General features: G+C 62.3%; 23 protein-coding genes. 12 read left to right on the forward strand and 11 right to left on the reverse strand.

Translation table 11 applies throughout. The features are described 5' to 3' along the window. Positions 1-258 precede the first annotated feature (258 nt). Positions 259-1,155 (forward strand): formate/nitrite transporter family protein, encoded by an 897-nt coding sequence (locus PC358_RS22120; protein ID WP_033702609.1) that lies wholly within the window; start codon positions 259-261, stop codon positions 1,153-1,155. Positions 1,156-1,158: 3 nt separating this feature from the next. Here the strand turns inward: PC358_RS22120 and PC358_RS22125 are convergent, their stop codons facing one another. After that, a complete protein-coding gene (locus tag PC358_RS22125) occupies positions 1,159-2,253 on the reverse strand; it encodes an MBL fold metallo-hydrolase (RefSeq protein WP_033702610.1) in 1,095 nt (364 codons plus the stop codon). A gap of 130 nt (positions 2,254-2,383) precedes the next feature. Here PC358_RS22125 and PC358_RS22130 point away from each other — a divergent pair, with 130 nt between their 5' ends. Together PC358_RS22130 and PC358_RS22135 are read left to right on the forward strand one after the other, a co-directional pair. Continuing rightward, positions 2,384-3,457: a diguanylate cyclase gene (locus tag PC358_RS22130; RefSeq protein ID WP_033702611.1), complete on the forward strand. Its 1,074-nt coding sequence runs from the start codon at positions 2,384-2,386 to the stop codon at positions 3,455-3,457. Positions 3,458-3,513: 56 nt separating this feature from the next. Then, positions 3,514-6,102, forward strand: a complete 2,589-nt coding sequence (locus tag PC358_RS22135; RefSeq protein WP_033702612.1) for a bifunctional diguanylate cyclase/phosphodiesterase — start codon at positions 3,514-3,516, stop codon at positions 6,100-6,102. Positions 6,103-6,146: 44 nt separating this feature from the next. On the opposite strand, the gene PC358_RS22140 is transcribed toward PC358_RS22135, so the two are convergent. Next, a complete protein-coding gene (locus PC358_RS22140; RefSeq protein WP_033702613.1) occupies positions 6,147-6,467 on the reverse strand; it encodes a DUF2025 family protein in 321 nt (106 codons plus the stop codon). A 183-nt stretch (positions 6,468-6,650) separates the two neighbouring features. Here PC358_RS22140 and PC358_RS22145 point away from each other — a divergent pair, with 183 nt between their 5' ends. Next, on the forward strand, positions 6,651-7,865 hold the full coding sequence (locus tag PC358_RS22145) for a GAF domain-containing sensor histidine kinase (protein ID WP_033702614.1): 1,215 nt from the start codon (positions 6,651-6,653) through the stop codon (positions 7,863-7,865). 34 nt (positions 7,866-7,899) lie between these two features. Here PC358_RS22145 and PC358_RS22150 read toward each other — a convergent pair whose 3' ends face one another. The 7 genes from PC358_RS22150 to PC358_RS22175 all read right to left on the reverse strand — a co-directional run bounded on the left by PC358_RS22150 (position 7,900) and on the right by PC358_RS22175 (position 12,734). Beyond that, the gene (locus tag PC358_RS22150; protein WP_033702616.1) at positions 7,900-8,769 is read right to left on the reverse strand and encodes an efflux RND transporter periplasmic adaptor subunit; all 870 of its coding nucleotides are present in this window, start codon (positions 8,767-8,769) and stop codon (positions 7,900-7,902) included. A 35-nt stretch (positions 8,770-8,804) separates the two neighbouring features. Next, positions 8,805-9,011, reverse strand: a complete 207-nt coding sequence (locus tag PC358_RS22155) for a DUF1656 domain-containing protein (RefSeq protein WP_033702617.1) — start codon at positions 9,009-9,011, stop codon at positions 8,805-8,807. Next, complete coding sequence (locus PC358_RS22160) at positions 8,998-10,986, reverse strand: FUSC family protein (protein ID WP_033702618.1); 1,989 nt, start codon at positions 10,984-10,986, stop codon at positions 8,998-9,000. Before PC358_RS22160 ends, PC358_RS22155 begins: the two co-directional genes overlap by 14 nt. A 180-nt stretch (positions 10,987-11,166) precedes the next feature. Beyond that, positions 11,167-11,283 (reverse strand): cytochrome c oxidase subunit CcoM, encoded by a 117-nt coding sequence (gene ccoM / locus PC358_RS28300; RefSeq protein ID WP_003254862.1) that lies wholly within the window; start codon positions 11,281-11,283, stop codon positions 11,167-11,169. 135 nt (positions 11,284-11,418) lie between these two features. After that, positions 11,419-11,580 (reverse strand): hypothetical protein, encoded by a 162-nt coding sequence (locus tag PC358_RS27950; RefSeq protein ID WP_077068735.1) that lies wholly within the window; start codon positions 11,578-11,580, stop codon positions 11,419-11,421. Positions 11,581-11,647: 67 nt separating this feature from the next. Beyond that, positions 11,648-11,977, reverse strand: coding sequence for a hypothetical protein (locus tag PC358_RS22170; RefSeq protein ID WP_033702619.1), 330 nt, complete (start codon positions 11,975-11,977; stop codon positions 11,648-11,650). Between the two features lie 61 nt (positions 11,978-12,038). Continuing rightward, positions 12,039-12,734: a M949_RS01915 family surface polysaccharide biosynthesis protein gene (locus PC358_RS22175; protein WP_033702620.1), complete on the reverse strand. Its 696-nt coding sequence runs from the start codon at positions 12,732-12,734 to the stop codon at positions 12,039-12,041. Positions 12,735-12,885: 151 nt separating this feature from the next. On the opposite strand from PC358_RS22175, the gene rapA reads away from it, so the two are divergent. Then, the gene (gene rapA / locus PC358_RS22180) at positions 12,886-15,732 is read left to right on the forward strand and encodes an RNA polymerase-associated protein RapA (protein ID WP_033702621.1); all 2,847 of its coding nucleotides are present in this window, start codon (positions 12,886-12,888) and stop codon (positions 15,730-15,732) included. A gap of 224 nt (positions 15,733-15,956) precedes the next feature. Continuing rightward, positions 15,957-18,221 carry a putative bifunctional diguanylate cyclase/phosphodiesterase gene (locus PC358_RS22185; RefSeq protein ID WP_033702622.1) on the forward strand — a complete coding sequence of 755 codons (2,265 nt, stop codon included), beginning with the start codon at positions 15,957-15,959 and terminating at the stop codon, positions 18,219-18,221. On the opposite strand, the gene PC358_RS27395 is transcribed toward PC358_RS22185, so the two are convergent. Continuing rightward, entirely contained in the window at positions 18,121-19,008 is an 888-nt protein-coding gene (locus PC358_RS27395) for an NAD(P)-dependent oxidoreductase (protein ID WP_077068736.1), read from the reverse strand. The genes PC358_RS22185 and PC358_RS27395 overlap by 101 nt on opposite strands. Positions 19,009-19,177: 169 nt before the next feature. Continuing rightward, on the reverse strand, positions 19,178-19,483 hold the full coding sequence (locus PC358_RS22195) for a DUF2288 domain-containing protein (protein WP_033702624.1): 306 nt from the start codon (positions 19,481-19,483) through the stop codon (positions 19,178-19,180). A 360-nt stretch (positions 19,484-19,843) separates the two neighbouring features. On the opposite strand from PC358_RS22195, the gene PC358_RS22205 reads away from it, so the two are divergent. From PC358_RS22205 to PC358_RS22230, 6 genes are all read left to right on the forward strand, one after another. Further along, positions 19,844-20,959 (forward strand): branched-chain amino acid ABC transporter substrate-binding protein, encoded by a 1,116-nt coding sequence (locus PC358_RS22205; protein ID WP_033702626.1) that lies wholly within the window; start codon positions 19,844-19,846, stop codon positions 20,957-20,959. Between the two features lie 185 nt (positions 20,960-21,144). Beyond that, positions 21,145-22,068, forward strand: a complete 924-nt coding sequence (livH, locus tag PC358_RS22210) for a high-affinity branched-chain amino acid ABC transporter permease LivH (protein ID WP_008097482.1) — start codon at positions 21,145-21,147, stop codon at positions 22,066-22,068. Continuing rightward, positions 22,065-23,321: a high-affinity branched-chain amino acid ABC transporter permease LivM gene (locus PC358_RS22215; protein ID WP_033702627.1), complete on the forward strand. Its 1,257-nt coding sequence runs from the start codon at positions 22,065-22,067 to the stop codon at positions 23,319-23,321. The genes livH and PC358_RS22215 overlap by 4 nt, the downstream gene beginning before the upstream one ends. Next, positions 23,318-24,085, forward strand: a complete 768-nt coding sequence (livG, locus tag PC358_RS22220) for a high-affinity branched-chain amino acid ABC transporter ATP-binding protein LivG (RefSeq protein ID WP_033702628.1) — start codon at positions 23,318-23,320, stop codon at positions 24,083-24,085. Before PC358_RS22215 ends, livG begins: the two co-directional genes overlap by 4 nt. Continuing rightward, positions 24,086-24,787, forward strand: a complete 702-nt coding sequence (locus PC358_RS22225) for an ABC transporter ATP-binding protein (RefSeq protein WP_033702629.1) — start codon at positions 24,086-24,088, stop codon at positions 24,785-24,787. 136 nt (positions 24,788-24,923) lie between these two features. Beyond that, complete coding sequence (locus tag PC358_RS22230) at positions 24,924-25,598, forward strand: COG3650 family protein (RefSeq protein WP_033702630.1); 675 nt, start codon at positions 24,924-24,926, stop codon at positions 25,596-25,598. Positions 25,599-25,701 lie beyond the last annotated feature (103 nt).

Genomic DNA, 25,701 nt, shown 5'->3' on the forward strand with positions numbered 1-25,701 from the left:
ATTCTACGCTTTCCTCATTTGCTGTCAAGCGTTTATTTTGAAGTTTTTAACTGCTGCTTTCTTTCGAAAGCCTTTAACTTCAACATCTTACCGCTTGCCCCGAAGCGTTCATCGCTGCGAGGAGGCGAATAATACGCGCTTTGAAATCAGAGTCAACACCTTGAGCTGAAAAAACTTTCCAATCGCGGTTTACCCCCGCCCGCAACTAATTAAGGCGCAACCGATCTGTAGATAAACACCCCACGGAGCGTGGCAATCATGAGCGATGCGCAAAGCGAGAAAACGCCTGGCCTGTCGGCGGATGAAGAGCAGGAAGTAAGCCATAACCAGCCGCCACGGGCAGCGGTGCTGCACGAGATCATTCGCGCCCAGGGCGACCAGGAACTGGAACGCACCCTCGCAGCACTGTGGTGGTCGGCGTTGGCTGCAGGGTTGTCCATGGGGCTTTCGCTCATGGCCATGGGGTTGTTCTATGCCCGCCTGCCGGAAGGCGACAGCGCCCAGGTAATCGCAAGCATCGGCTACAGTGCTGGCTTCCTTGCGGTAATCCTCGCCCGCCAGCAACTGTTCACCGAGAACACGCTGACCGCGGTGCTGCCGGTGATGACCACGCCCACGCTGGCCAACCTCGGCCGCCTGCTGCGCCTATGGAGCGTAGTACTGCTCGGCAACCTGGCGGGCACCTTGCTGGTGGCCTGGGTCATGCTGGAGCTGCCGATCTTCGACAGCAAGACCGACGTGGCCTTCCTCGAGGTCGGCCGCAAGGTAATGAAGAACGACATCAGCCAGATGTTCGCCAAAGGCATCGTCTCGGGCTGGATGATCGCAACCATGGTCTGGATGATTCCGTCGATGGAGCACGCCAAGATCTGGATCATCCTGATGATCACGTACTTCATGGCCTTGGGTGACTTCACCCATATCGTCGTCGGCTCGGTCGAGGTGTCCTACCTGGTCTGGGCCGGTGAAGAGACCTGGCGCAGCTTCTTGATGGAGTTCGCCCTGCCGACCTTGGCCGGCAACATCATTGGTGGCAGCTTCATCTTTGCGCTGATCAGCCATGCGCAAGTACGCAGTGACAGCGGCAAGCCGCCTTCGCGGCTGCTGGACGACCAGGCGCCGCCCTCCCCGCGTCGGCAACCCCCTGGTAAATGACCCTTAGCGCACCGCCACTGCACGCTCGGCCGTCCGCCTGTGCTCTTGCGCAGGCCTTGGTTGCCACCAATTCTGCCCGGCATGGGGCGAGTCCAGGCTGACCCGCTCGCCCATTTGCGGCGTACTTAGCCGCACCTGCGCTTGCGCACTCAGCGCCAGAATGCGCTCGAACGGCTCCTGCCAGCCATGGATGGACAAGTCGAACGTGCCGTTGTGAATCGGCAGCAACCAGCGCCCGCGCAGGTCCAGGTGTGCCTGCAGGCTCTGTTCTGGCTGCATGTGCACGTTCGGCCAGGCGACGTTATAGGCCCCGGTTTCGATCAGGGTCAGGTCGAAAGGCCCGAAGCGTTCGCCAACTTGCCTGAAGCCATCGAAGTACCCGGTATCACCGCTGAAGAACACCCTCAGCTGTTCATCAATGATCACCCACGAGGCCCACAAGGTCTGATTGCTGTCGAACAGACCACGCCCAGAAAAATGCTGCGCCGGGGTCGCGACGAAACGCACGCCGTCAACCTCGGTCTCCTGCCACCAATCCAGCTGACGTACCTTGTCAGGCGCAACGCCCCATTCGATCAACCGGTCACCCACGCCAAGCGGGGCCAGGAAAAACCCGGTACGCGGAGCAAGCCGACGAATCGCCTGCTCGTCCAGGTGGTCGAAGTGATCATGGGACAGAATTACCGCCGCCAACGGCGGCAACTCGTCCAGCCCAAGTGGTGGGGCATGAAAACGTTGCGGCCCTGCCCACTGCACCGGGGAGGCGCGCTCGGCAAATACCGGGTCGGTGATGAAGAAGCGACCCCGCAGCTTGAGCAATACCGTGGAATGGCCCAAGCGCCAGAGGCTGTGATCAGGTGCGTCGAGCACCTGCTGCCGGGTCATGGGCTGCACGGCGATGGGGTTGGCGGGGCGGGTTTCGGGGGGTTTGCGCAAGAACAGGTACTTGAGGCCAATGCGCAGCTTCTTCATCACGCCGTCCTGCGGCAGGCGTGCCTGGTTGTGGAACCGTCCGTCCCAGTGTGGCGCCGGCTCACCGGCAGCGTTAGCGGTGGAGACCATGAGCAGCAGCACTCCGAGCAACAGGAAAGCCTTCATATTACCCCACAGTGATCGCATCAACCGTGAATTGGCTTGTAAGGTCATTTTTCATAGATGAAACACTGTTCAACAATATTCACGCGAGTTATGCGATAAACGGCGCCTTGGCAGAAGAATGATAACCATGATGGACAAACGCAGCGGCAAGGGACTTTCTTTCGTCAAGCGCATCTACCTGCCGCGCATCATCGGTATGGGCATCGGTCTGTTCAGTGTAATGGCAGCCGTGGCGCCGCTATCCCCGCCCATGTGGGCGTGGCTGCTGTTACTGTTCAATGGACTTTTCTGGCCACATGCCGCCTACCTCTGGGCAATCCGCTCGGCAACGCCTTACCAGGCAGAGCAACGCAACTTGCTGCTGGACTCGCTGATGGGGGGCTTCTGGACTGCCACCATGCAGTTCAACCCACTGCCCAGCGTCACCGTTCTGTCGATGATGACCATGAACAACGTCGCCGCAGGTGGCAAGCGCCTGCTCGTACGCGGTGTGCTGGCACAGCTCGCCGGTATGCTCCTGGCCACGCTGGTGTTCGGCCCCGGGCTACAACTCAATGCCACACCACTGCAGGTTTACGCGTGCCTGCCAATGTTAACGCTCTACCCCTTGGCCCTTGGCTGGGTCTGCTACCAACTGGCAATCAAGCTGGCCGAGCACAAACGCCGCCTCAGTGCGCTGAGCCTTACCGACAGCCTGACCGGTTTGCTCAACCACGGGGCCTGGAAAGACCTGCTACAGGTCAGGTTCCAGACCTGCCAGCAACAACAGCAGCATGCGGTGATCGCCCTCATCGACATCGACCACTTCAAGACCATCAACGACACCTTTGGCCACGTGGTCGGCGATTGCGTGCTTAGGCAGATGAGCGAAGAGCTCAAACGCAACCTGCGTGACGTCGACCAGGCCGGACGCTATGGCGGCGACGAATTCTGCGTGATCCTGCCAGACACCCACGAGGCGCAGGCCTGCCAGGCCATGGAGCGCTTGCGCGAGCGGGTGGCGAACTATCGCAATCCGCAGCTGCCGCATTTGCGCATCAGCCTCAGCATTGGCTTGTCCGCGTTTCATGCAGACCTTGAATCGCCCGAGCACTGGCTCGAACAGGCTGACAAGGCCTTGTACACCGCCAAGCACGCTGGTCGTGACCAGGTCAATTTCGCGCAAAGCGAGGCCGCCGGGCTCAGGCTGGCCTATCCTGACTGAACCTCCTTCCTGATTGCCCTGCGGGAGGCTGCTGTTCTTGAAGGAGTCGCTCGCGCATGGCCAGGAACGCCGACCTTCCACCCACCCTTGCCACCCCACATTTCCAAGTCCGCCGCTTGATTGCAGGCTTTTGCGCGGTTTTCGCCTTGGCCTGCCTGGTCACCTTGGGCGCTTTGCTCAATATTGCTGCCACCCTCGATCGCCAAGAGCAGCAACGCAGCGCCTTCCATGCCACCCAGGCCCTCGAACAACGGTTGCTCGCCTCACGCCAGTTTCTGTCCAGCTATGCCGTGTGGGATGCGGCCTTCGAGCACCTGGCCGGCAAGGCCGACTGGCAATGGGCCTACGAGGAGAAGAACGTCGGCGAATCGCTGTACAGCGCCAGTGGCTATGAAGGTATATTCGTGGTGGACGACCAGCGCACCACCTACGCCCTGTTCAAAGGCAAGCCCAGCGTGGCGCAAGCCAGTACCTATATAGAAGCGCCCCTGCAACCGATCATCAGCCAAGCGCGGGCGGCCGCCAGCGCTCGCGAACAAATTACCCGGTTCGTGCTGTTCAACGGCTGGCCTGCAGTGCTCAGCGCGGCCGCCGTACGCCCCGACAAAGACGTGTCGGCCAGCGAAGTGAGCCAGGCGCCCGTCATGCTGTTCGTCGACCAGTTGACCGAGGACAAGCTCGCACGCCTGGGCACCGGTGCGGGCCTGGCGGGTATGCATATCGAGAAACACGGCACAGGTGAGCATGGCCATCAGCGCATCGAGCTGGGCGATACCGGCTACCACCTGGCCTGGACCAGCCCGCTGCCGGGGCAGCAATTGCTGTGGGCGATGTTGCCTGCGCTGCTCTGCGCCCTGTTGATACTGGGCCTGGTGATGCTCTACCTGTTCCGCCATGCCCTGCGCAGCTCCCGCGCCATCGACCTCAGCCTCAAGCGCCTGCAACAGAGCAACCAGGCCCTGGAGGCCAGCGAGCAGCGTTTTCGCGCCGTGGCCGAAGCCGCTTCCGACTGGATCTGGGAAACCGACCGGCAACAACGCCTGACCTATCTTTCCCAACGTTTCGTCAGCGTCACCGGCTACCCGGTTGACGACTGGCTGGGCCAGCCGGTCAACCAGCTGCTGGCCTGCGATACCACGCCGCTGTCGCCTTGGCTCGACGCATTGGCCGCCGCCGACCCCCAGCAGTTGGCAAACTTGCGCTGCACCTACCGTGACCACAACGGGCAGAACCGCTACTGCCGCATCTCGGCGCGAGCGATCTGGTACGACGGCAAGCCTACCGGCTTTCGCGGTACCGCCAGCGACATCACGGACGAGGTCGACGCCCATGCGCGCATCCAGCACCTCTCGCTGCACGACCCGCTGACCGGGCTGGCCAACCGCAACAAACTCGCCCGGCATCTCGAACAGGTATTGCTGCGCGGCAGCGACTCGCCGCCACTCACTTTACTGCTGCTGGACCTGGACAACTTCAAGCCGATCAACGATTCCCTCGGCCACGCCGCCGGTGACGCCGTGCTGCAAGAGGTGGCGACACGCCTGCGCGACACCACCCGCGATGTCGACCTGGTCGCACGCCTGGGGGGTGACGAGTTCATCCTGGTTCTGACTGGCATGGATAACCGCAGCGAGGTTGATCGCTTCTGCGCGCGCCTGATCAGCCTGTTGCAGCAACCTATCGTGTTTGACAACCAGCCTCTGCACATTGGCGCCAGCATCGGCGTCGCGCAAAGCCGCACCCTGGGCTTCGATGCCGGCGAGCTGATCCGCTGCGCCGACCTCGCGCTGTACCAGGCCAAGGCAGATGGCAAGAGCACCTGGCGCTATTTCGCCGCCGAAATGAACCAGCAGATCCAGTACCGCCGCCAACTGGAAAACGATTTGCGCCGTGCCCTGCAGAACCAGGAGTTCGAGCTGCACTACCAACCGCGCTATCGCCTGGGCGACCTGCGCATCGTCGCGGTCGAAGCCCTGCTGCGCTGGCAGCACCCGCACGAAGGGCTGCTGGGGCCAGACACCTTCATCCCGCTGGCCGAGCAGAGCGACATCATTGTTGCGCTGGGCCGTTGGGTACTGCGCGAAGCCTGCCGCACGGCCCACGACTGGCCGGCAGACCTGTTGATTTCGGTGAACCTGTCGCCCGCCCAGTTCTTGCGCAGCGATGTGGTGGCCGATGTGCGCGACATCCTGCTGGAAACCGCGCTACCCGCCCAGCGCCTGGAGCTGGAGATCACCGAGAACGTGATGCTCAACGACATCGAAGGCGCACTCAGCACCATGCTGTCACTCAAGGAGCTTGGCGTGCGCCTGAACATGGACGACTTTGGCACCGGTTACTCGTCGCTGGGCTATCTGCGCACCTACCCGTTCGACAGCATAAAGATCGACAAACGCTTCATCGCCGGCCTGAACAACACCAGTGGCAATGATCGCGCTGTGGTCCAGGCAATCATCAACCTGGGCGAAGCCATGGGGCTGACGGTGACCGCCGAGGGCGTGGAGAGTGAACAACAGCTCAGGACGCTGGAGAAGGACCGCTGCCATGAAGTGCAGGGTTACTTCCTGAGCCGACCTTTGACGAAAGAAAGCCTTGAGGCGCTGCTGCGACAGGCCCCCGAAGGCTCGGCACACCATCTGTTGTAGGAACAACCTATTCGCGGTGCACGGATGTTCCTACACAGGGGCCATCAGCGTTTATTGCGTTCGGCCACGATCTCCGGCAAATCGCTGCGCCGCAAGTAGGTCCGCAAGGGCTCGCCGATGTTCAGGCGGTCGTCCACATGCTGCTCCAGCAACAGTGCCAGGCGCGACCGGCACAAGGCCATGCGCGGCCCTTGCTCGGGTCGCCAGACGAATTCGTTACAGGGGGTGATACTGTCGTCGGCCACGTCCATGCCGAACGCGTCCTCGGAAAAACGCACGATATGAACGCCGCGCTTGCCATGAAAGCCGACGAAACCGTTGAGCTGCTCTGCGGCGTTGCAGATGTCCTGGGAAGTGATGGCCATGACGTAACCTCGCAATGAAAGGAAGTGACGCACGCCGGGCTGCAAACCGTCGCCTCTGCCGGGCGACTCGCAAAGGCCAGCCTAACGCAAGTGGTAGAGCATTCGCCAAGGTTTTTCATCATCCTGCCAAAGGCCCGCTAGAATGGTCCTGAACCCCCTTCGTCGCCAACACTGGGACTGTTAATGACCGACGCCATCCATGCCGACATTGCCACGATCGGCCGCATCAATGCTGTGCCCGCCATCCTCCAGGTGATCTGCGAAACAACGGGCATGCGCTTCGCCGCCGTGGCCCGGGTAACCGATAGCAACTGGACGGCATGTGCTGTGCTCGACACCCTGGGTTTTGGCCTGACCGCGGGCGGTGAGCTCGATGTCGCCACCACGCTGTGCCACGAAATCCGCAGCACGCACCAAACCATCGTGATCGACAAGGCCAGCGAAGACGAGCAGTACTGCCGGCACCACACGCCTCAGCTCTATCGCTTCGAAAGCTACATTTCAGTGCCGGTGTTCCGGACCGATGGCCGCTTCTTCGGCACCATCTGCGCCCTCGACCCTTTACCCGCAGCGCTTAAAGGCAGTGCCATCCAGCCGATGATGGAATCCTTCGCCCGGCTGCTGGCCATCCAGATCGAAAGCGAGGAAGGCGCCCAGCGCACCGAACAGGCCCTGCGCAAGGAGCGGGCCATGGCCGAAGTGCGCGAACAGTTCATTGCCGTGCTCGGCCATGACCTGCGCAACCCGCTGTTCGCCATCACCGCCGGTGCCGAGCTGCTCACCCAGCGCCTGCAGGACGACCAGCAGCGCACTATCGCCCAGCACATCCTCACCTGCGGCAGGCGTGCCTCGCAGCTGGTGCGCGATGTGCTGGACTTTGCCCGCGGCCGCCTCGGTGCCGGCATCCCCTTGAACCTGCAGGCTTGCCCTGACCTTGCCGAAGGCCTGCGGCATGTCGCCTCGGAACTGCAACAGGTGCATCCGCAGCGGCGGATCGTGCTGGACATCGGCGACATCGGCGGGCTGTACTGTGATCGCGAACGGGTCACCCAACTGCTCTCGAACCTGATCGCCAATGCCCTGACCCACGGCGACCCGCAAGGGCCGGTAGCGGTCAAGGCGGCCCTCCAGGCCGGTGAGTTCGTGCTGAGCGTGCACAACCACGGCGCCCCCATCGCCGTGCAGACCCTGGCGCAATTGTTCCAACCCTTCTCCCGCCCGTTGTCACAGGTACCGCAGCAAGGGCTTGGGCTCGGGCTGTACATCGCCAACCAGATCGCGCTGGCACATGGTGGGCGCATGGAGGTGCTCTCCAACGAACACAACGGTACCTTGTTCAGCTTCCGTCTGCCGCTGGGTCAACCTGGGGCGCCAGCAGCACCGCCAGCCAGTACATGAAGGCCTGCACCCGCCGTGGCACGTGCCAGGGCGATCACTGTTGAACGCGGTCTTCATGCACTTGCACGCTGGCGGTCATGCCAGCACTGAGGTTCACCCCTTGCGGGATCTGGTCGAGGCGGATCCGTACCGGTATCCGCTGCGCCAACCGCACCCAGTTGAAGGTGGGCTCGACTTCCGGCAGCAGCTGGCTGTCGGGGTTGCTGTTGCGGTCGGTGATACCGCGGCTGATGCTCTGCACATGCCCTTGCATCGCCTCGCCCGCCCCCATCAGCCACACCTTCACTCGGTCACCCACACGGATGCGCGGTAGCTTGGTTTCTTCGAAGTAAGCCTGGATATAGAAGGTAGAGTCATCCACCAGGGCCATGACCGACTCACCGGTGTTCACGTAGTTGCCCTGGGCCAAGCGCAGGTTGGTGATGTGCCCGCTGCGCGGCGCGCGCACTTCACTGCGCGCCAGGTTGATTTTGGCCACCTGCAATTGCGCTTGGGCCTCATGCAGTTCGCCACGGGCGATGGCGGCATTGATCTGGGCGTTTTCCCGCAGCTCGGCACTGATCGCCTCCGGCCCCAAGGCAGTACGCCGCGCCGCTTCGCGCTCGCGCAGGCGCAGTTGCTGCGCGCGGGTCTCGGTCACGGCGCTGGCCTGGTCAAATGCTGCCTGAAAGCGCTCGCTGTCGATGCTCATGAGCAGATCACCCGCGTTCACCTGCTGGTTGTCATGCACCTTCAGCTCGCGCTCCCAGCCGGACACGTCCGGCGCGATCACCACCACGTCGGCGCGCACACGCGCATCGCGGGTCCAGGGGGTGAGCATGTAGTACTGCCACAGCTGGTAGCCTGCCAACAGGGCCAGGGCCACCACACACAGTGTCACCAAGGTACGTACGACGGTACGCATCGAATCACTCCTTACTTGAACCCTGACAAAAACCCTTATGCAGCGCCCAGCACGCGCACTACCAGGTACAACAGGCACACAAACAATGCCGCGTCGAACAGTGCTTCATGCCAGATCCAGCGGCCCAACGGCGTGGCCTGTACCAACAAGCGCAGCAGCCCGGTGCACACCAGCGCCAGCAGCACATAAACCAGAAACGGGCTCAACAGCACGCCGCCCAGCGCCCATTCACGCAACCCCATGCACGTCCTCCTGCCAGCGGCACCACTTGCCCCAGCTCTTCTGCAACTGCAGTACCGCGCCTTCGGCCAGGCGCAGCGGATCGCTCGCAGGCAGCCGGCGCAACGCTTCGATGAATTGCGCGCTGGCGTTGTCCAGACGCTGCCCGCGCCCGGGCGCAGGCCCTTTGGCCAGCACGGCCTCTACCTGTTGCAGGTACTCGCGTTCGGCCCGGCCCAACGGCGCCTGGGCCACCGCCAGGCACATGCGCAGGTGCACCAGTTCGTCGCCGATGTCCAGGCCATGCAGGCCATCGTCCCAGCGCTTGCGCTCGCTTTCAGGCAACTCGCTGGCATGCCGCGCCAGCTGCATGAGGCGGTCGGCCATACGCCCGCCAAACCAGCTGTCGGCGCCACGCAGGTCGCGCCGGGTCAGGCGCACCAGGTCGTGCTGGGTCGCTGCCCGCAGACGCCGGCCAAGCCACGCCGGGTGGCGAAACACCAGCAAACGGAACGCCATGACCGCCGCAGACACACCCACCAGCATGGCCAACGCACTGTTGAGCATGCTGGCCACGCCAAATTGCATGGCATTGAGCGGCGAAACCAGAACAATGAAGTGCAGGCAATAGGAGGTGGCGGTAGCGCCGGTACGCGGGTGGGCCATGCCCAGCGCGCCCAGAAACAGCGGCACGCCCATGCCCAGGCAGAGCATGGCGAAGCTGCTCCATTGGGGCAGCAAAATTTGCCCGACCAAGAATGCCGCCGGGATCGCCAAAAAGATGCCACGCAAGAAACTGAGGCCGATCTGGGCGCCGTTTTCGCGGCTGGCGAACAGGCTGCAGACCACACAGGTCAATACCAGCCCACCCGGCGCCGATGGCCAGGCTGTTGCCAGCCAGAAACCACTCATCACCAGAAACGCCAACGCGCTGCGTGAACCGAACAACAGGGCCAGCGACCAATCGCGGTGCGCGGCCAGGCCCTGGGGCACATCCTTGGGCGCCCTGCCCGCTTCGACGTCGTCCAGCGCCTGGGTCGCGGCCATGGCGTAATCCAGCAACAGCGCCATGCGTGCCAGGCAGTAATGTTCTGCAGAGCTGATCTGCTCGTCATGGGCGGCATCCCAGATGCGCTGACGCAACAGCAACAGGCTCGGTTGATCGGGGTTGCCCAACTGCGCGCGCAACGCTTCCAACCAGGGCGCCAGGTGCCGAGTTTCGCGCTCATCAAGCTGGCGCCACTGCCGGCGCACCGAGCGGGAGATACGCAGCAGTACCATCAACTTCTGGCTCAGGCCACGGATGGCGCGGGCGCGCTGGCGCCCGCGGTTGCCTTCGAACCAGGCATGTTCGCGCTGGCTGTCGATGGCAACGATACGCCCCAGGCTTTCCAGCAACCCTTTGCGCGCGTCATCTTCGCCGCCGAGCATGGCGCTGGCTGCCTGCAGGCCATTGTGCCAAGCCTGCCGGGCCTGCCCGCTCAATTGCTGTTCCACGCGCATGGGCCAGATGAGGGCGCTGGTGGCAGTGGCGCAAAAAATCCCCAGGCAGATCTCGGTGCAGCGGGCCACAGCCTGATCGAACACCTGCAACGGGTGGTCGATCGCCGGCAAGGCGATGATCGCTGCGGTGTAGCCGGCCAGCACGAAGGCGTAAGCCCAGGCACTGCGCAGCTGGGTCGAAGCCGCCGTGCACAGGGCCAGCCACAGCGCCAGGGTGATCAAAAACAGGCCTGGCGTCTGGGCGAACAGGCCGATGAACAGCACCGACATGAAGGTGCCGACCAACGTCCCGGCCAGACGTGCAAGGCCCTTTTGCACCACCATGCCCGACAGCGGCTGGGCCACGATAAAGGCGGTCATCAGTGCCCATGAAGGCTGCTCCAGCCCCCAACGCATCGCCAGCCATAGCGCCAGGCCACCGCCAAGCACGGTCTTGATGGCGAACTTCAGGGCGAGGCTGCTGGGTGCGAACAGGGCCTGGAGAGTGATGGGCACGAGGCGGACCTTGCGGGATGTTCAGGTAAACGATAGACAATGTAGAGAAGGATAATGCGCAAACGATTAATTAGCTAGCTAATCATATTTTAAGGGCTGTGCTGCGTGGCATTTTCCAGGCAAAAAAAATGGGCGACCGAAGTCGCCCTAAATGCCTTGCGTGCTCGTGAACCCAGAAGGTCAGCGCGGCTTGCGCTTGTTCGAGTCCTTCCAGATGAAAATGCCCAGACCGGCAAAGAACGCGACCATCAACCCGACCGTTACCACACCTGCGATAACCACGTTGTCGAAGAACATGTCGGCCTCCCTCTTCGTTTGCCGTTGTCCGATGGATGCAAGGTAACGAATGTGGGGGCACAGAAAATTGATCGGGGTCAATGGTGCCCGAGACCGGGCACGCGAGGCGGGCGCAGGTTTGACCTGCGTCAAGTTTCAGCGCTTCTTGGGCTTGCCCTTGGGTTTCTTTTTCTTGGCTGCGCTCAAGGGCATGGCCTGCTCGAAGGCCTGGCGCACTTCGTTGAGGCGCTTTTCCTTGAGGTCGTGGACGCGCTTGGCACGTTCGGCATCGAAATCGATGAGGTTGTCTTGGCTCATGGGTGGGCTCGACGATCAACTGAGGCTTGCATGATGAAGCCAGGCGCGGACGCTGACCAGCCCCGCGTCAGACTTCGATGTCGACCAGCAGCCCCTGACGCGGGCGCTCGCCCATCAGCGGTGCCACCGGTACGGTATTGTCGGCGTTGACCTCATCGCCGGGTAGCGCGCTGTAGCGCTCGCCGTCGTTTTTTTGCCGACGCTGCTGTTGCCGTCGTTGTTCATCACGCAGCAGCAAGGCCTGCTCTTGCGGGTCGCGCTGCTGCTTGAGGTCGATCGCGCTTTCACCGGACGAAGGCTGCGTGGGAACCACCGGCTTGATGTCGGGGGTTGGCTTGACCGGGTCCTGTTGCGAGGTTACCGGTGCTGCACTGAGCGGAATGATCGGCGGCAACATGGAAAGTCTCCTATTACCCCTGTATCGGCGGCTGGTCACCTACCTTGAATACAGACAACGCTTACTCGGTTTCGTCGTCAGGGTCGTCGTCACTCGGCGGGCTGGCCTCACTCCAGGGCCGCTTGTAGACCTGTTGCCAGACCGCGTCCATGTGGTCGCGCAGTACCTGCGGCGCGGCCTTGAGCGAGGCGCTGTCCTCGCGTTCTCCGCCTATCGGGTCTTCGCCGGCGGGCGTGATCAGCGACTCCCCGGTAATGGTGTAACTGGCCTGCCCTTCGCGCATCTCGATGGCGATATCGTGCGGGTCGATCCCCCCGCCGCAGAAGGCATGGCTAGCTACCGTCAGTTCGGCGACCCCGTCCTTGTTCAGGTCACTGACATCGCTGACATCGGTATAGAAGTCGACATCCAGGTCCAAGCCTGGGCAGGTGGTTTCCTGTTCGACCTGCCAGCGTGCCTTGAACGCATCGCGTTCTGCCGTGCGCCCATACAGCGTGGCCTTGAGCACCACCTTGTCGACTTCCTGCTGGTTTTCGGCGTCGGTGGCCTGGCCATCGGTGCGGCTGAGCACCAACAGGCCTTCACCCTCGCGGTCACGAAAATGCACGCTCTTGATCGGCGTCTGCACGCCCAGCGCCTCAAGCTGCTCGGGCGCAATGGCCGGCAAGGTCTCGAAGTTTTTTTGCTCGCACGCAGCCAGCAGCACGAGGCTGCCCACGGCCAGGGAAGCGTTCAACCAGCGGTGCTTGGCGGACATGTCGGTGCGCAGCCCTCGTCGGCAAGACGGTGTTGGTCGATGAAACGGCTAGACTGTTGGTCTTTGGCACCGATCGGTGCACTTCAACACTTTGGTCTGACCGGCCGATCCGTTAACATAGCCGGCTTTTCATCGCGGGAGTTCAGGCAGTATGGCGCAGCAGTATCAACCGGGGCAACGCTGGATCAGCGACAGCGAAGCAGAGCTCGGCCTGGGTACCATCCTGGCGCAGGATGGCCGCCTGTTGACCGTGCTCTACCCGGCCACTGGCGACACCCGCCAGTATTCCCTGCGCAATGCGCCGCTGACCCGCGTGCGCTTCTCGCCAGGTGACCTGATCACCCACTTCGACGGCTGGAAGCTGACCGTGCGCGAGGTCGACGATGTCGACGGCCTGCTGGTCTACCATGGCCTGGACGCGCAAAACCAGCCGCGCACCCTGCCAGAAACCCAGCTGTCGAACTTCATTCAATTCCGCCTGGCCAGCGACCGCCTGTTCGCCGGCCAGATCGACCCGCTGTCGTGGTTCAGCCTGCGTTACAACACCCTGCATCACACCAGCAAACAGATGCAATCGTCGCTCTGGGGCCTGGGTGGCTGCCGCGCGCAACCGATCGCTCACCAGTTGCACATCGCCCGCGAAGTCGCAGACCGCAGCGCGCCACGGGTTCTGCTGGCGGACGAAGTCGGCCTGGGCAAGACCATCGAGGCCGGCCTGGTCATCCATCGCCAGCTGCTGACCGGGCGCGCCAGCCGCGTACTGATCCTGGTCCCGGAAAACCTCCAGCACCAATGGCTGGTGGAAATGCGCCGGCGCTTCAACCTGCAGGTGGCGCTGTTCGACGCCGAACGCTTCATCGAGAGCGACGCCAGCAACCCGTTCGAAGACGCCCAACTCGCGTTGGTCGCCCTGGAATGGCTGGTCGACGACGAGAAGGCCCAGGATGCGCTGTTTGCTGCGGGCTGGGACCTGATGGTGGTCGATGAAGCCCATCACCTGGTCTGGCATGAAGACCAGGTCAGCGCGGAGTACGGCTTGGTCGAGCAACTGGCACAGGTCATCCCTGGCGTGTTGCTGCTCACCGCCACCCCCGAACAACTTGGCCAGGACAGCCACTTCGCCCGGCTGCGTCTGCTCGACCCCAACCGCTTCCATGACCTGGCGGCCTTCCGCGCCGAGAGCGAGCACTATCGCCCGGTGGCCGAAGCCGTGCAGGAGCTGCTGGATGAAGGCCGTCTTTCGCCCAAGGCCCACGCCACCATCCATGGCTTCCTCGGCGCCGAAGGCGAAGCCTTGCTGGCGGCGGTCAACGATGGTGATACCCAGGCCAGCGCGCGCCTGATCCGCGAGTTGCTCGACCGCCACGGCACTGGCCGCGTGCTGTTCCGTAACACCCGTGCTGCGGTCCAGGGTTTCCCCGAGCGCCAGCTGCATGCCTACCCGGTGGCCATGCCCGAGCAGTACCGCGACCTGCCGCCTGGCGAAAAGGCCGAGCTGTACCCGGAAGTCGCCTTCCAGGCACACGGCGACACCACTGACGACGAACGCTGGTGGCGTTTCGACCCTCGGGTCGACTGGCTGATCGATACCCTCAAGATGCTCAAGCGCACCAAGGTGCTGGTCATCTGCGCCCATGCCGAAACCGCCATGGACCTGGAAGACGCCCTGCGCGTGCGCTCCGGCATCCCCGCTTCGGTCTTCCATGAAGGCATGAGCATTCTGGAGCGTGACCGCGCCGCCGCCTATTTCGCGGACGAGGAATTCGGCGCCCAGGTGCTGATCTGTTCCGAGATCGGCAGCGAAGGCCGCAACTTCCAGTTCTCTCATCACCTGGTGATGTTCGACCTGCCGGCCCACCCTGACCTACTCGAACAGCGTATCGGCCGTCTCGACCGAATCGGCCAGAAGCACACCATCCAGCTGCACGTGCCCTACCTGCAGGACAGCCCGCAACAGCGCCTGTTCCAGTGGTACCACGAAGCGCTCAACGCCTTCCTCAACACCTGCCCGACCGGCAATGCCCTGCAGCATCAGTTCGGCCCGCGCCTGCTGCCGCTTCTTGAAAGCGGTGACAGCAAAGCCTGGGATGCCCTGATGGCCGATGCCCGCAACGAGCGCGAGCGCCTGGAGGCCGAGCTGCACAGCGGCCGCGACCGGCTGCTGGAGCTCAACTCCGGCGGGGCCGGCGAAGGCCAGGCACTGGTGGAGGCGATTCTCGAACAGGACGACCAGTTCGCCCTGCCGATCTACATGGAGACCCTGTTCGACGCGTTCGGCATCGACAGCGAAGACCATTCGGAAAACGCCCTGATCCTCAAGCCGAGTGAGAAGATGCTCGACGCCAGTTTCCCGCTGGGTGACGACGAAGGCGTGACCATCACCTACGACCGTACCCAGGCATTGTCCCGCGAAGACATGCAGTTCCTGACCTGGGAACACCCGATGGTTCAAGGTGGCATGGACCTGGTGCTGTCCGGCTCGATGGGCAACACCGCCGTCGCGCTGATCAAGAACAAGGCCCTCAAGCCTGGCACCGTGCTGCTCGAACTGCTGTTCGTCAGCGAGGTGGTGGCGCCACGCAGCCTGCAACTTGGTCGCTACCTGCCCCCGGCAGCCCTGCGATGCCTGCTCGACACCAATGGCAACGACCTGGCGTCGCGCGTGGCCTTCGAAACGCTCAACGACCAGCTCGAAAGCGTTCCGCGCGCCAGCGCCAACAAGTTCATCCAGGCCCAGCGGGATGTACTGGCCCAGCGCATCAGTGGCGGTGAGGCCAAGATCATGCCGACCCACGTCGAGCGTGTGGCCGAAGCCCAGCGCCGCCTGGCTGCCGAAGCGGACGAAGAACTGGCCCGCCTGACCGCGCTCAAGGCGGTCAACCCGAGCGTACGCGACAGCGAAATCGACGCCTTGCGCAAGCAGCGTGAAGAAGGCCTGGCGATGCTGGACAAAGCTGCCTTGCGCTTGGAAGCCATTCGCGTGCTGGTGGCTGGCTGACTATACGAGCGACAAGTTGGGCTGCTTGGCAGCCCATCGCAACACAAGGCTGCTCCTGCAACGGGAGCGGCTATATGCCTTGCTGCGATTGGCCTCATAACCAAATCATAGAAATCAAATTGCCATTATTCAGGAAGGGCTAACTACCTCTTCCTATACTGCCTCTGGACAGTCTGCCAAGGGTTGTACCGCAGACGAGTGAAAACTCGACCAAGAGGCACGCAATGGAATGGCTGGGTCTGCAACTGTTCGCCGATCTTCCGGCAACCGGACGAATCGTCATCGATTGTCGCCATGAACCCTTCCTGGTACTGCTCGCCTATACCGTGGCCTGCGCGGGGTGCTTTGCGACCCTGGACATGGCCGAGCGCCAGTCCCATAGCGAACAGGCCACGGCGCAACGCCAATGGCGCATGCTCGGCGCCTGCTGCCTCGCCGGCGGTATCTGGGCCATGCACTTCATCAGCATGCTGGCCTTTCAGGCCCCGCTCGAAGTTCACTACGATGTGTCGCTGACCGTGCTGTCGCTGCTCATTGCCCTGATCGTCGCCTGGGTGGGCATGAACAGCATCAACCGTAGGCACATGCGCCCGTATCATTATCTGAAGCGTGCAGTACTCATCGCAGCCGGCATCATCTTCATGCATTTTGTCGGCATGGCCGCCCTCGAGACCGGCGCTCAACAGTACTACCAGACCGGGCTGCTACTGACCTCCATGGCCATCGCCCTGCTCACCAGCCTCGCAGCGCTGCTGCTGGCGCGGCGCTTTCGCAACGGTAGCGGCACCTTGCACCAGGCCCTGAAGTACGGCGCTAGCCTGCTGATGGCCGGCGGCATCGTCGCGACCCACTTCACGGCCATGTCGGCCATGACCTTGGTCATCCCCGCCGACACTGCGCTGCGTCTGCCGTCAGCCGACAACAGCCTGCAACTGGGGCTGACCATTGCATTCATCACGCTGCTGATCAGTGGTGCCAGCATCAGTGCGGCCTTGGCCGACAAGAAGCTGCAAAGCAAGGAGCACGACCTGCGCCGGGTCAGCATGCTGCTCAACCAACTGGACCAGGCGCGAGCCTCGCTGCAACAGGCTGCGCACTACGACGCCCTGACCAACCTGATCAACCGCCGCGGTTTCAATCAAGTGTTCGCCGAGCGCCTCGCCGAACAGAACGCCGATGACAACCGCCTGGCGGTGATGTTTCTCGACATCGACCATTTCAAACGCATCAATGACAGCCTTGGCCATGCCGCCGGCGACGAACTGCTCAAAGTGATCGCCAACCACATCAAGGCAGCCACCCGCAGCCAAGACCTGGTGGCGCGCTTTGGTGGCGACGAGTTCTGCGTGGTCACCAGCCTCAACAACCGTGATGAAGCACGCCACCTGGCGCAGCGCATCATGCAGCGAATGAAGGACCCCATCGACCTGGGTGGCCGGCGCATGGTCATGACCACCAGTATCGGTATCAGCATTTTCCCCGACGATGGCAACACCGCCGAAGAGTTGCTCAAGCACGCCGACCTTGCCCTGTATCAGTCCAAGGGCAACGGGCGCAACAGCCTGACCTTCTTCAACGACAGCCTTAAAACCCGGGCCACGCTTGCCCTGCAGCTGGAAGAGGAACTGCGCATCGCGCTGCTGGAAGAACGCGGGCTGTGCGTGCATTACCAGCCGATCTTCGACCTGCACAATGGCCAGGTGGCCAAGCTCGAAGCCCTGGTGCGCTGGCAGCACCCACAACACGGCCTGCTCGGGCCCGACCGTTTCATCGGCATCGCCGAAGCCAATGGTTTGATCATCGACCTCGACCTGTGGGTGCTGCGCCACGCCTGTGCCGACCTGGCGCAACTGCACCGCCACGGTTATGGCGACCTCAAGGTCACGGTGAACTGCTCGGCAGTCACGCTCAGTCACGATGAACTGGCCAGCGAGGTGGAGAAAGCGTTGTTTCACTCAGCCCTGGCGCCCCGCCACCTGGAGCTGGAAATCACCGAAAACGCATTGATGGGGGACATCCAGCGCACTGTCAGCCTGCTCAAGCGCGTGTGCGCCCAGGGCGTGGCCCTGTCGATCGATGACTTCGGTACCGGTTACTCGTCGCTGGCCTACCTCAAACGCTTGCCGCTGGACATCCTGAAGATCGACAGAACCTTCCTGCAGGATGTGCCAGGCAGCCAGAAAGACCGCGAGATCGTCCAGGCCATCATCGTCATGGCCCACACCCTGCACCTGCAGGTGGTCAGCGAGGGCGTAGAAACCGTCGAACAGCTGGAATTCCTCGAAACCCACGGCTGCGACTACCTGCAGGGCTACTTGCTCAGCCGCCCGGTGCCGCTGGGCGAATTGCGGCCGATCCTGGAGCTGCTGCAACGGCGCAATGGCCTGCTCAGCCCTTACTGCGATACAGCGCTACCAGGGTCGCCGGATCTTTTTGCAGATAGCCCTGGCTACCGTGCAGGCGCATCAATTGCGCGGCGAGGCCACTGAGCGGTGTCGCCGAGCCCTGCTCGCGAGAGAATTTGACTGCGCTGTCGAGGTCTTTGAGTAACGTCCGCACATGCCACTTGATCGGCTCGAAGCGGCTCTCGGCCATTTGCGGGGCAAGGATCTGCAGCGGTTTCGAATCGGCAAAGCCGCCCGCCAAGGCCTCGGCGATCAGTGTCGCGTCCACGCCTGACTGCTCGGCCAATGCCACCACTTCGGCGATCACCAAGGCATTGCAGGCCACGATCATCTGGTTGCAGGCCTTGGTCACCTGGCCGGCGCCAACGGCGCCCATGTGCGTCACTCGCTGGCCAAGGGCCTGCAGTACGGGGAGTGCACGCTGCAAGTCGGCGGCCTCGCCACCGACCATGATGGCCAAGGTGCCGGCCTCGGCGCCCGGCGTGCCACCGGACACCGGGGCATCCAGCCAAGCCATGCCAGACAAGGCCGCGAGCGCAGCGGCCATCTCCCGGGTGGCGGTCGGTTCGAGGCTCGAAAAATCGATCAGTAACTGGCCACTGCGCCCACCCTGCGCGATGCCTTGCTCACCGAACACCACTTCGCGCACCACCGCCGTATCGGCCAGGCACAGCAGCACCATGTCGCTGTCGCGGCACAACTCGGCCGGGGTTGCCGCCAGTCGCGCGCCAGCTGCTACCAGCTCGGCGCATTTGTCGGGGCTGCGGTTCCACACCGTCAGCGGGTAACCGGCAGCCAGCAGGCGCCGACACATGGGCAAGCCCATCAGGCCGATTCCGGCGAAGGCTAGCGAAGGTAGTTGTGAGCTCATGAACGACTCCTGGCACATTTTGTTATTTTCAAGGCGCGCAGCGGCCCCATTACGCATCCCGTAAACTGTTACCGCCACGCCGAATTGTTACTTACCTCCACCCATCTGATCGTCCCCAAGCACCAGATTGAAGCGGCTGCGCATTTTTACGCACCAAAAACGATCACGCTCACTCAGCGCGCTTCACCTGAATCACGATAAACGGTGAAACCACCACCGCCCAGATCTCTGGATCGCGGTTTTGCAGGTCCAGCGCCTGCTCGGCAGTCACCGGGCCAACAGCGCCATCACTACGCCACTTGGCGAAGATCTCGCCGCGATTCTCGGCCATCGCTTCGGCAACGGCGATCAGGTCCAGGCTGGGGTCGACCCAAATCAGGTCACCCTTTGCCCAGAAGCGCTCCAGCGCTTTCCACTCGATGATTGCCGTCTCGCCAATCAATTTGGCATAGAGGGTGCTTGTTTGATCAGTCATGGGTTGCTACCCGCAAAAATCGGCCAATAAAAAAGGCCGCTATTTTTGCAGAAAAACCCGGTTTCAAATACGTAATTTGGTCGATCGGCCCCGAACTTGTGGGGTTGGGCCGCAGGTACAGGCAAATTGATGGCGCTTTTCTGTATCTTTGTGTCGATCAAGCGACAACCCAGGAACCAGGTACTTTTTGACCGCTTTTCAAGCGCTCGAACAGCGCTCTACACTGTACCGGTACAGTTCCGGGACATGTTCCGGGGGAAGGTGGGCATGCAGTATGGCGTGGCCATACCGCAAATCCCGCCCGGTCTGTAGCCCTGGCCGCCAGGACTATAAGAATTACAACAGAATGAGTGGAGCACTATGATCAAGATTTCCAAGCTGTTCGCCGCAATGGTTCTGGCAGGGGTAGCCAGCCATTCGTTTGCCGCCGATACCATCAAGATCGGGATCGCGGGGCCTAAGACCGGCCCTGTCACCCAGTACGGCGACATGCAGTTCATCGGCGCCAAGCAAGCTATCAAAGACATCAACGCCAAGGGCGGCGTCGATGGCAAGATGCTCGAAGCCAAGGAATACGACGACGCCTGCGACCCTAAACAGGCCGTGGCAATCGCCAACAAAGTGGTCAATGACGGCGTCAAGTTCGTCATCGGCCACCTGTGCTCCAGCTCTACCCAGCCTGCGTCCGACATCTACGAAGACGAAGGCGTGATCATGATCACCCCCGCTGCTACCAGCCCGGAAATCACCGCCCGTGGCTACAAAATGATCTTCCGTACCATCGGTCTGGACAGCGCCCAGGGTCCGGCCGCCGGCAACTACATCGCAGACCACGTCAAGCCGAAGGTTGTTGCAGTCCTGCACGACAAGCAGCAGTACGGTGAAGGCATCGCCACCGCCGTCAAGCAGACACTGGAAGGCAAAGGCACCAAGGTTGCGGTCTTCGAAGGCCTGAACGCCGGTGACAAGGACTTCTCCTCGATCATCCAGAAGCTCAAACAGAACAACGTCGACTTCGTGTACTACGGCGGCTACCACCCAGAGCTGGGCCTGATCCTGCGCCAGGCTCAGGAGAAAGGCCTGAAAGCCAAATTCATGGGCCCAGAAGGTGTCGGCAACGACTCCATCTCGCAGATCGCCCAGGGCGCCTCCGAAGGGCTGCTGGTCACCCTGCCGAAGTCGTTCGACGCCGATCCAGAGAACAAGGCCATCGTCGATGCCATCAAGGCTGACGGCAAAGACCCGAGCGGCCCGTTCGTGTTCCCGGCCTACTCGGCTGTCCAACTGATTGCCGAAGGCATCAAAGCGGCCAAGTCCGAAGACGCCGACAAAGTGGCAGAAGCCATCCACGCCGGTACTTTCAAGACCCCCACCGGCGACCTGTCATATGACGCCAAGGGCGACCTGAAAGACTTCAAATTCGTTGTTTACGAATGGCACTTCGGCAAACCGAAGACCGAAGTCTCCCCTCAGTAACTGCGTGACTAAATAGCTGACCGTAAAAGCCCACTGTGCGAGCAGTGGGCTTTGTTTTACGAGGTTCATGGCCGTGATTCCCGCGATCCGGGAGCCGGCCACCTGAAAATCTTAAAACCGTCACTCGCGGTTTCCTGGCCTACCCCCGCCAGCGAAATGCAAGTCAGGTTTTTAGGAGCGCTGTAATGCCTGAGATCTACCATTTCTTCCAACAACTGGTTAATGGATTGACCATCGGCAGCACCTATGCCTTGATCGCCATCGGCTACACGATGGTGTACGGCATCATTGGCATGATCAACTTCGCCCACGGCGAGGTGTACATGATCGGTTCCTACGTGGCCTTCATCGCCCTGGCGGGCCTGGCCATGATGGGTATCCATTCGCTGCCGATCCTGATGACCGTCGCCTTCGTCGCGACGATCTTCGTCACCAGTGCCTATGGCTACAGCATCGAACGGGTTGCCTACCGCCCCCTGCGCAACAGCAACCGTCTGATCCCGCTGATTTCCGCCATCGGCATGTCGATTTTCCTGCAGAACACGGTCTTGCTCTCGCAGGACTCCAAGGACAAATCCATCCCCAACCTGATCCCCGGGAGCTTCTCCTTCGGGCCGGGCGGCGCTGAAGAGGTACTGATCAGCTACATGCAGATCCTGGTGTTCGTCGTCACCCTGGTGGCCATGACCCTGCTCACCCTGTTCATCTCCCGTTCCCGTCTGGGCCGCGCCTGCCGCGCCTGCGCCGAGGACATCAAGATGGCCAACCTGCTGGGCATCAACACCAACAACATCATCGCCCTCACCTTCGTCATCGGTGCCGCACTGGCAGCGGTAGCGGCCGTGCTGCTGAGCATGCAGTACGGGGTGATCAACCCCAACGCCGGCTTCCTGGTGGGCCTCAAAGCCTTCACCGCAGCGGTGCTGGGTGGCATCGGCAGCATTCCGGGCGCCATGCTCGGTGGGCTGGTGCTGGGTGTGGCCGAGGCCTTCGGCGCCGATATCTTCGGCGACCAGTACAAGGACGTAGTGGCATTCGGTCTCTTGGTGCTTGTCCTGCTGTTCCGGCCGACCGGCATCCTGGGCCGCCCGGAGGTTGAAAAAGTATGAACAAAAATCTCAAACAGGCGTTCTTCAGCGCCTTGCTGGTATGGGCCGTGGCCTTCCCGGTACTGGGCCTCAAACTGAGCATCGACGGCATCAGCCTGGTGGTGCACAGCCAGGGCTCGTTCACCATCAGCATCATCGCCGTGTGCTCGGTGCTGATGTTCCTGCGCGTGCTGTTCGACAAGCAGTGGAGCTCGGTCATGAGCCGCCGCTCGGATCGCAAGCTGATCTCGCCGGCCGTGAGCAACTACCTGACCCTGCCCAAGACTCAGCGCTGGATCATCATCGGGCTGATCCTGGTCGCGCTGGTGTGGCCGTTCTTCGGCTCGCGCGGTGCGGTCGACATTGCCACGCTGATCCTGATCTACGTGTTGCTGGGCCTGGGCCTGAACATCGTGGTCGGCCTGGCAGGCCTGCTCGACCTGGGTTATGTGGGCTTCTATGCCGTGGGCGCGTACAGCTACGCAATGCTCTCGCACTACCTGGGCTGGAGCTTCTGGGTCTGCCTGCCGATCGCCGGCCTGATGGCCGCCACCTTCGGCTTCCTGCTCGGCTTCCCGGTGCTGCGCCTGCGCGGTGACTACCTGGCGATCGTGACCCTCGGCTTCGGCGAGATCATCCGCCTGTTCCTGCGTAACCTCACCGACTGGACCGGCGGCCCCAACGGCATCAGCAACATCCCCAAGCCCGAGCTCTTCGGCCTGACCTTCGAACGCCGTGCGGCCGAGGGGATGCAGACCTTCCATGAGTTCTTCGGGTTGGCGTACAACTCGATCAACAAGGTCATCTTCCTCTACCTGGTGGCCCTGCTGCTGGCCCTGCTGGCGCTGTTCGTCATCAACCGCCTGCTGCGCATGCCGATCGGCCGTGCCTGGGAAGCCTTGCGTGAAGACGAGATCGCCTGCCGCGCACTGGGCCTGAACCCCACTGTGATCAAGCTCTCGGCATTCACCCTGGGTGCCTGCTTCGCCGGTTTCGCCGGCAGCTTCTTCGCTGCCCGGCAAGGCCTGGTGACACCGGAGTCGTTCACCTTCATCGAGTCGGCGATCATCCTCGCCATCGTCGTGCTCGGTGGCATGGGTTCACAACTGGGCGTGATTCTCGCGGCCATCGTGATGATCCTGCTGCCCGAGCTGATGCGTGAGTTCAGCGAATACCGGATGCTGATGTTCGGTGCGCTGATGGTGTTGATGATGATCTGGCGTCCGCAAGGCCTGCTGCCTATGCAACGTCCACACATGGAGCTGCGTCGATGAGCCGCGAAATTCTGCAAGTCAGCGGCCTGAGCATGCGCTTCGGCGGCTTGTTGGCGGTCAATGGCGTGGCCCTGACCGTCAAGGAAAAACAGGTGGTGGCGCTGATCGGCCCGAACGGCGCAGGCAAGACCACGGTGTTCAACTGCCTCACCGGGTTCTACAAACCCAGCGGTGGAACCATCCTGCTCGATGGCCAGCCGATCCAGGGCCTGGCCGGCCACCAGATCGCCCGCAAGGGCGTGGTGCGTACCTTCCAGAACGTGCGCCTGTTCAAGGAAATGACCGCGCTGGAGAACCTGCTGATCGCCCAGCACCGGCACTTGAACACCAACTTCTTCGCCGGCCTGTTCAAGACCCCGAGCTTCCGTCGCAGCGAGAAGGAGGCCATGGAGCGCGCGCAGTACTGGCTGGAGAAGGTCAACCTGACCGAGTTTGCCAACCGTACCGCCGGCACCCTCGCCTACGGCCAGCAACGCCGCCTGGAAATCGCCCGCTGCATGATGACCCAGCCACGGATCATCATGCTCGACGAACCAGCAGCGGGCCTTAACCCGAAAGAGACCGAAGACCTCAAGGCACTGATCGCCTATCTGCGCGAGTCACACAACGTCACCGTGCTGCTGATCGAGCACGACATGAAGCTGGTGATGAGCATTTCCGACCATATCGTGGTGATCAACCAGGGCACCCCCCTGGCAGATGGCACGCCGGAGCAGATTCGCGACAATCCTGAAGTGATCAAGGCTTACCTGGGGGAAGCGTAAATGCTGAAGTTCGAGAACGTTTCCACCTTCTACGGCAAGATCCAGGCGCTACACAGCGTCAACGTGGAGATCAACCAGGGCGAGATCGTCACCTTGATCGGTGCCAACGGCGCGGGCAAATCAACACTGCTGATGACCTTGTGCGGCTCGCCGCAGGCCCATAGCGGCAGCATCAAGTACCTGGGTGAAGAGCTGGTCGGCCAGACCTCTTCGCACATCATGCGCAAGAGTATCGCCGTGGTCCCGGAAGGGCGCCGTGTGTTCGCCCGCCTGACGGTGGAAGAAAACCTCGCCATGGGCGGTTTCTTCACCGACAAGGGCGACTACCAGGAGCAGCTGGACAAAGTCCTGCAGCTGTTCCCGCGCCTGAAGGAGCGTTATATCCAGCGTGGCGGCACCATGTCCGGTGGCGAGCAGCAGATGCTCGCCATTGGCCGGGCGCTGATGAGCAAACCCAAGCTGCTGCTGCTCGACGAGCCATCGCTGGGCCTGGCACCAATCATCATCCAGCAGATCTTCGACATCATCGAACAGTTGCGCCGTGACGGCGTGACCGTGTTCCTGGTGGAACAGAACGCCAACCAGGCGCTGAAGATCGCCGACCGTGCCTATGTCCTGGAAAACGGGCGGGTGGTGATGCAAGGAACGGGTGAGTCACTGCTGAGTGACCCCAAGGTGCGTGACGCGTACCTGGGAGGTTGATGAACAAAGGGCCTTCGGGCCCTTTGTTCTGCCTGTTGGGTTCATGTGGCCTGAGCCGGATACCGACAATGCTTGTGATCCCCGTGCACCCTGCGTAACGTGGCCAGCTTTCAGGAACATCGCCGGAGCCCGCCCCATGCGCCTCACCCCTACCCTGCTGCTCACCGCCCTGCTGCCCCTGTTCGCCGGTTGCCAACTGATGGCTGACACCCCAAGCGACCCAAACATCGGCACCACGCGCATGCAGGGCGAACTGAGCGCCGCCGGTGGCCAGTTGCTGTTCAAGCCCTGCAATGAAAGCCGCCGTTTCGTGATCAACGACGTCGCTGGCACGGGGGTCCTGCAGGAAGCCGCCAACCTCGCCAAGGATGCCGGCGACAAGCTATTCGCCGATGTGCGCGGGCGCCTTACCGGCAGCAAGCAGGCCACCAACGACGGCCAGCTCGAAGTGCGCCGGCTTTACCGCCTGGAGCCCTCGACCCGCGCCTGCGAAGACCCCAACTTCAAGCAACTGACCCTGCGCGCCAACGGCCACGAACCCGACTGGGACATCAAGGCCAGCGGCAAGGGCATGGTCGTCAGCCGGGTTGGTCAAGCGCCGCTGCCCCTGCCGTTTCTGGAAGAGGAAGTGCCAGGTGGTGGCCTGACCCTGACCAGCGAGGCCAACGGCCAGCACGTGGAGCTTTGGGTCGCACCGCAACGCTGCGTGGACGTCGCCACCGGGGCGGTGCGCCACCTGCGCGCCGAGCTGCGCATCGACGGCAAGACCCTGCAAGGCTGCGGTTACTACGGCGGTGCGCGCGACAACTGATCACCGGGCGCTTTTATCCTGCCAGTCGGGGCGGCGAACAGCTTATACTTGGCGGTTTGTGTAAAGCCGCCGGCCGCCCATGGCCGGGATACTGGACCCTGCC

It is taken from the genome of Pseudomonas capeferrum (assembly GCF_000731675.1).
In the GTDB taxonomy this organism is placed as follows: domain Bacteria; phylum Pseudomonadota; class Gammaproteobacteria; order Pseudomonadales; family Pseudomonadaceae; genus Aquipseudomonas; species Aquipseudomonas capeferrum.

Excerpts from the sequence above, each read along its gene's own strand:
- PC358_RS22145 (WP_033702614.1), top strand. The coding sequence starts at position 6,651 with ATGACCGACGCCATCCATGCCGACATTGCCACGATCGGCCGCATCAAT.
- PC358_RS22175 (WP_033702620.1), bottom strand. The coding sequence starts at position 12,734 with ATGTCCGCCAAGCACCGCTGGTTGAACGCTTCCCTGGCCGTGGGCAGC.
- PC358_RS22230 (WP_033702630.1), top strand. The coding sequence starts at position 24,924 with ATGCGCCTCACCCCTACCCTGCTGCTCACCGCCCTGCTGCCCCTGTTC.
- PC358_RS22185 (WP_033702622.1), top strand. The coding sequence starts at position 15,957 with ATGGAATGGCTGGGTCTGCAACTGTTCGCCGATCTTCCGGCAACCGGA.
- PC358_RS22150 (WP_033702616.1), bottom strand. The coding sequence starts at position 8,769 with ATGCGTACCGTCGTACGTACCTTGGTGACACTGTGTGTGGTGGCCCTG.
- PC358_RS22140 (WP_033702613.1), bottom strand. The coding sequence starts at position 6,467 with ATGGCCATCACTTCCCAGGACATCTGCAACGCCGCAGAGCAGCTCAAC.
- PC358_RS27950 (WP_077068735.1), bottom strand. The coding sequence starts at position 11,580 with ATGAGCCAAGACAACCTCATCGATTTCGATGCCGAACGTGCCAAGCGC.
- PC358_RS27395 (WP_077068736.1), bottom strand. The coding sequence starts at position 19,008 with ATGAGCTCACAACTACCTTCGCTAGCCTTCGCCGGAATCGGCCTGATG.
- livH (WP_008097482.1), top strand. The coding sequence starts at position 21,145 with ATGCCTGAGATCTACCATTTCTTCCAACAACTGGTTAATGGATTGACC.
- PC358_RS22120 (WP_033702609.1), top strand. The coding sequence starts at position 259 with ATGAGCGATGCGCAAAGCGAGAAAACGCCTGGCCTGTCGGCGGATGAA.
- rapA (WP_033702621.1), top strand. The coding sequence starts at position 12,886 with ATGGCGCAGCAGTATCAACCGGGGCAACGCTGGATCAGCGACAGCGAA.
- PC358_RS22215 (WP_033702627.1), top strand. The coding sequence starts at position 22,065 with ATGAACAAAAATCTCAAACAGGCGTTCTTCAGCGCCTTGCTGGTATGG.
- PC358_RS22125 (WP_033702610.1), bottom strand. The coding sequence starts at position 2,253 with ATGAAGGCTTTCCTGTTGCTCGGAGTGCTGCTGCTCATGGTCTCCACC.
- PC358_RS22195 (WP_033702624.1), bottom strand. The coding sequence starts at position 19,483 with ATGACTGATCAAACAAGCACCCTCTATGCCAAATTGATTGGCGAGACG.
- PC358_RS22135 (WP_033702612.1), top strand. The coding sequence starts at position 3,514 with ATGGCCAGGAACGCCGACCTTCCACCCACCCTTGCCACCCCACATTTC.
- PC358_RS22170 (WP_033702619.1), bottom strand. The coding sequence starts at position 11,977 with ATGTTGCCGCCGATCATTCCGCTCAGTGCAGCACCGGTAACCTCGCAA.
- PC358_RS22205 (WP_033702626.1), top strand. The coding sequence starts at position 19,844 with ATGATCAAGATTTCCAAGCTGTTCGCCGCAATGGTTCTGGCAGGGGTA.
- PC358_RS22225 (WP_033702629.1), top strand. The coding sequence starts at position 24,086 with ATGCTGAAGTTCGAGAACGTTTCCACCTTCTACGGCAAGATCCAGGCG.
- PC358_RS22130 (WP_033702611.1), top strand. The coding sequence starts at position 2,384 with ATGGACAAACGCAGCGGCAAGGGACTTTCTTTCGTCAAGCGCATCTAC.
- livG (WP_033702628.1), top strand. The coding sequence starts at position 23,318 with ATGAGCCGCGAAATTCTGCAAGTCAGCGGCCTGAGCATGCGCTTCGGC.
- PC358_RS22155 (WP_033702617.1), bottom strand. The coding sequence starts at position 9,011 with ATGGGGTTGCGTGAATGGGCGCTGGGCGGCGTGCTGTTGAGCCCGTTT.
- ccoM (WP_003254862.1), bottom strand. The coding sequence starts at position 11,283 with ATGTTCTTCGACAACGTGGTTATCGCAGGTGTGGTAACGGTCGGGTTG.